We start from the raw sequence: 5,314 nt of genomic DNA on the forward strand, positions 1-5,314 counted from the left end.
ATATAGAACAGTCTGTTACCCGATGTCGACTCTCGCCCTAGAATAATCAAGTAACGGTCGTCTTCGGTGGTGTAACCCGACACATAGCGGTGCTGCTCGGTGTTGTTCTCACCAAAAATCACTTTGTCGCTAGCTTGCTCGGTACCCAACTCATGGAAGTAAAGTTTGTGCTGTTCGGTACGTGCAGAAAGCTGGCTACCGTCTGGCTTATCGTAACTAGAGTAATAAAAGCCACGATTATCCAACCAAGAAATGCCGGTAAATTTAGCGTCGGTGATTTCGGCTTCAAGCTGCTGTTTAGTCTCAGTATCAATCACAAAGATCTTACGCCAGTCGCTTCCGCCCTCGGAAATACTGTACGCTACTAAACTGTAGTCTTTAGAAAACGACACCGAACCCAGTGATGTGGTGCCATCTTCCGAGAAGGTATTCGGATCTAGGAACACTTCAACCTGCAGACCTTCTTTTTGACGATAAAGAATGCTGTGATTCTGCAGTCCATCATTCTTATAGAAATAGGTGTAATCACCTCGCACAAACGGCTGTGAGCTCTTTTTGTAGTCTTGCGCTTTCGCTAATCGCTCTCGCAGTTCTGCGCGATACGGGATTTGAGCAAGGTAATCGAATGTGACTTCATTTTGGCTCGCCACCCACTGCGCGGTTTCGTCACTTCTGTCGTCTTCTAACCAGCGATATGGGTCTTCGATTATTTGACCAAAATAGTCATCGCTGACGATCTGTTTATTGGTGATTGGATATTGATACTCTTTTAAATAGCTCATCGTGATCCTTATTAAAAATAATGTGAAATCGTCAGGTAACGCGTTCTGATGTGTTCAATCAATAACTTAATCTTGTTCGGTGGCTGGCGAGTAAACGGGTACACCGCATAAATACCCAGCTTTTTACCGACTAAGTCAGGGAAGATGTCCACCAGCTGGCCGTTTCGAATATCGTGATACACCAGACAACGTGGCACGTACGCCACACCATGACCGCCCAAAGCGGCTTTTCTTAATGCCGTCGCATTATCGGTAGAGAAAGAGCCAGAGACGCGCACTATGTATTTATCGTTATCGGTAAAGCCATCTTTGCTATGCAGAAATTGCCATTCACTGGCACCCGTTGTTTGATAAGCGTATTGCAGACAATTGTGCTCAACCAAATCCTTGGGCTGCATCGGCTTACCATTCTTGGCGATATAAGACGGAGAAGCACATACCACCCATTGAGAGTCCAAGATATGACGGGCAATTAAGCTGGAGTCTTCCAAGTAACCGGTTCGAATGACCAAGTCGAGACCATCCTCAACCAAATCAACAAATCGATTGTTAAGAGACATATCGACCGTTAAACCTGGGTGCATATTACAAAACTCGGCAACAGCGTCTGCGAGAATCAAATCTCCGGAGATAGTAGGCACTGACATTTTGATATGACCACTGACATTTTCACCAAAGCCTGAAACTGCGTCCATAGCCTCTTGAGCCGCCTGCTTCACATTTTTGGCTCCGTGTAACATTGCCTTACCCGCCTCGGTCAGCGTCAATTTACGCGTGGTTCGATATAATAGCTGCACGCCAATCTCTTCTTCCAAACGCGCAATCCTCTTACTAACTACCGAATTTGTAAGGTTATTTTGTTCTGCCACCTTACTAAAACTACCCAACTCTACTACCTGTGAAAACAGGATCAAATCGTCTGCTCGCATTTGATTATGCCAATTTTGGAATTAATTATTTTCATTATTTCCCTATATCAATAAAAAATAAAGGGGTAAATTCACGCCAAATTAACAAAACAATTACAAAAACAGCTTTTGCAATCACATCGGTTACAAATAAAGCGACTCTAATTACAACAATTGAATCCTCGAGATTCAGATTAAACCTACAAAACTAATGACGTGTTATTCACTTCAAACATGAACGTTTGAAAACAAGTACGAGGAAGTACCCATGAGTGAAACTCTACTAGCATTATTGGCCTTTTCGCCAATAGTTGTTGCAGCGATTCTGCTGGTTGGCCTTAACTGGCCTGCAAAAAAAGCGATGCCAGTGGCATTTGCATTAACCGTTGCTATCGCCCTATTCGCATGGGATATGTCTAGCACTCGCGTGCTGGCTTCAGTATTCCAAGGCTTCGGCATTACCGTGTCGGTTCTCTGGATTGTGTTTGGCGCCATCTTCTTATTAAACACTTTGAAACACACCGGAGCTATCACCACCATCCGCAACGGATTTACTGACATATCAGCAGACCGTCGTGTACAAGCGATCATCATTGCTTGGTGTTTTGGTTCATTCATTGAAGGGGCATCAGGCTTCGGCACACCCGCCGCAATCGCCGCTCCATTGTTGGTGGCAATTGGCTTCCCAGCGTTAGCTGCGGTACTGATGGGCATGATGATTCAATCTACGCCGGTATCGTTCGGCGCAGTTGGTACACCTATCATTGTTGGCGTAAACAAAGGTTTGGATACGCACAACATCGGTGAAAGCCTGATTGCCAATGGTTCAACATGGGATGCTTACCTACAACAGATCACATCAAGTGTTGCAATCATCCACGCCTGCGTTGGTGTGATGATTCCTGTATTGATGGCGATGATGCTGACTCGCTTCTTCGGTAAGAACAAAAGCTGGACTGAAGGTCTTGATATCCTGCCGTTCGCACTGTTCGCCGGTGCTGCTTTCACCATTCCTTACGCACTAACGGGTGTTTTCCTCGGTGCTGAGTTCCCATCACTGATTGGTGGTTTGGTTGGCCTTGCGATTGTTGTAACAGCAGCAAAACGCGGCTTCCTAGTACCTAAATCAAAATGGGACTTTGAAAGCGAGGACAAGTGGCCAGCAGAATGGCTAGGTTCTTTGAAAATCGACCTTGATGACAACAACCAAAGCCATAAAAAAATGAGCATGGCGATGGCATGGGCACCTTACGTGCTGCTCGCTGTCACTCTAGTTGCTAGCCGTGTGAGCCCTGAGTTCAAAGGCCTGCTTAAGAGCGTTAGCCTTTCTTTCAGCAACATCCTTGGCGAGACCGGCGTAAGCACAGCGATTCAACCTCTGTATCTACCTGGCGGTATCTTGGTCTTCGTCGCACTGGTTGCTGTTCTAATGCAATCACGCAGCGCAACACCACTGGCTAAAGCTTTTGGTGAGTCGAGCAAGACTCTGATTGGTGCAGGCTTTGTGTTGGTGTTCACCATCCCAATGGTTCGTATCTTCATTAACTCTGGCGTGAACGGTGCTGATTTAGCAAGTATGCCAGTAACCACTGCCAACTTTGCAGCTGACCTAGTCGGCGGCGCATTCCCAGCGTTAAGTGCCACGGTTGGTGCGTTAGGTGCCTTCATTGCAGGTTCGAACACCGTTTCAAACATGATGTTCAGCCAGTTCCAATTCGAAGTAGCACAAACTCTGTCGATCTCTAGTGCTGTGGTTGTTGCTCTGCAAGCCGTTGGTGCTGCAGCAGGTAACATGATTGCAATTCACAACGTGGTAGCCGCATCGGCGACCGTAGGCTTGCTAGGACGCGAAGGCGCAACACTACGTAAGACTATCATCCCAACGTTCTACTACTTGGTGATGACAGGAATCATCGGCCTAGTGGTTATCTACGGCTTCAAAATGACAGACGCACTTATGTAAACCATAAGTCGTTACAAAAGCACTTGGCGTTAATACTCAATTCCCCGACTGCAACACCGTCTAATAAGACAGTTGATGAGTTTCGGAATGGATACTAAAACACATCAACACCCTCGGGTATTAACGCCATTTTATTGCTTCTCTGTTTCACCGTTAGAGAACAAACGAACACTGACTTTCAAGAATTAAAGCAGCCCAAGCCAAGCTCTCATAGAAGGGCAACATCCCAAGAATTTAGGACTGAAATTATGATCATATCCGCATCGACTGATTACCGCGCCGCAGCAAAAGCGAAATTACCACCGTTTCTTTTCCACTATATTGACGGCGGTTCTTACGGTGAACATACCCTACGCCGCAACACGGCCGATCTTGCAGAGATCGCGCTCAAACAGCGTGTCCTCAATGACATGTCGGACCTAAATTTAGAAACCGAGTTGTTTGGTGAAAAGCTCGCGATGCCGATTGCCTTAGCACCCGTTGGTCTAACAGGCATGTACGCACGACGTGGCGAAGTACAAGCTGCAAAAGCCGCAGACAATAAAGGCATCCCTTTTACGATGTCGACCGTATCTGTATGCCCGATTGAAGAAGTCGCACCTAAGATTGAGCGCCCAATGTGGTTCCAACTTTACGTGCTAAAAGATCGCGGCTTCATGAAGAACGTATTGGAACGTGCCAAAGCGGCAGGCGTGACAACACTGGTCTTCACGGTGGATATGCCTGTACCTGGCGCTCGCTACCGTGACATGCACTCAGGAATGAGCGGCCCAAATGCAGCAATTCGTCGTGTATTCCAATCGATGCGTCATCCTAGTTGGGCGGTTGATGTTGGTCTGTTGGGTAAACCACACGATCTTGGCAATATCTCTACTTACCGAGGTTCTCCAACCAAACTGGAAGACTACATCGGTTGGTTGGGTGACAACTTCGACCCGTCCATTTCATGGAAAGACCTAGAGTGGATCCGTGATTTCTGGGACGGCCCGATGGTCATCAAAGGCATTCTTGATGAAGAAGATGCAAAAGACGCCGTAAGATTTGGTGCAGACGGTATCGTAGTTTCAAACCACGGCGGTCGTCAGCTTGATGGCGTTCTATCAAGTGCTAAAGCACTGCCTGCAATTGCAGACGCAGTAAAAGGCGACACTAAGATTCTGGTCGACTCTGGTATTCGTACTGGCTTAGATGTAGTTCGCATGATGGCGATGGGCGCAGACTGTACCTTGCTTGGTCGCTCTTTCGTCTACGCGTTAGCAGCGCAAGGACAAGCAGGTGTTGAGAACCTACTCGACCTTTACGACAAAGAGATGCGCGTTGCGATGACTCTAACTGGCGCTAAGACAATCAAAGACTTAACTCGTGATTCTCTGGTGGGGCTAGATTAAACCTCAACGACTTAGGTTCGGATTCGGACTAATGCTTTGGTCTACTTAGACTGAAGTTCAATCGGTGTCACAGCAATTACACTGCCGTTGTGACACCGTTTAAGCACTGGAAAATAAAATAAAAAGCTAGGGCGTGTTGATCTTTCGAGCTGATTTTTGCAGCGAGTTGCTGGGTATTTATACAAGGCAGAGGCTTCGATGTGTAGCTAGCCTACATGAGAAGCCGATAACGTAGTAGAAATGACCAGCAAACGCTGCCCGAAGGGTTCGGGC

The 5,314-nt window shown here is 46.9% G+C and carries 3 protein-coding genes and 1 pseudogene; 2 read left to right on the forward strand and 2 right to left on the reverse strand.

Going from position 1 to position 5,314, the window contains the following annotated elements:
* Positions 1–782: pseudogene (locus AB4496_RS02325) on the reverse strand (S9 family peptidase); the annotation flags it as partial.
* Positions 783–793: 11 nt separating this feature from the next.
* Positions 794–1,711: a LysR family transcriptional regulator gene (locus AB4496_RS02330; RefSeq protein ID WP_017061562.1), complete on the reverse strand. Its 918-nt coding sequence runs from the start codon at positions 1,709–1,711 to the stop codon at positions 794–796.
* 247 nt (positions 1,712–1,958) lie between these two features.
* Here AB4496_RS02330 and AB4496_RS02335 point away from each other — a divergent pair, with 247 nt between their 5' ends.
* Both AB4496_RS02335 and lldD read left to right on the forward strand, forming a co-directional pair.
* Positions 1,959–3,653, forward strand: coding sequence for an L-lactate permease (locus AB4496_RS02335; RefSeq protein ID WP_102257664.1), 1,695 nt, complete (start codon positions 1,959–1,961; stop codon positions 3,651–3,653).
* Between the two features lie 248 nt (positions 3,654–3,901).
* Positions 3,902–5,041 carry an FMN-dependent L-lactate dehydrogenase LldD gene (gene lldD, locus AB4496_RS02340; protein ID WP_017083007.1) on the forward strand — a complete coding sequence of 380 codons (1,140 nt, stop codon included), beginning with the start codon at positions 3,902–3,904 and terminating at the stop codon, positions 5,039–5,041.
* Positions 5,042–5,314 lie beyond the last annotated feature (273 nt).

The sequence above is a fragment of the Vibrio sp. 10N.222.46.A1 genome (assembly GCF_041473595.1).
Classification (GTDB): Bacteria; Pseudomonadota; Gammaproteobacteria; order Enterobacterales; family Vibrionaceae; genus Vibrio; species Vibrio tasmaniensis_A.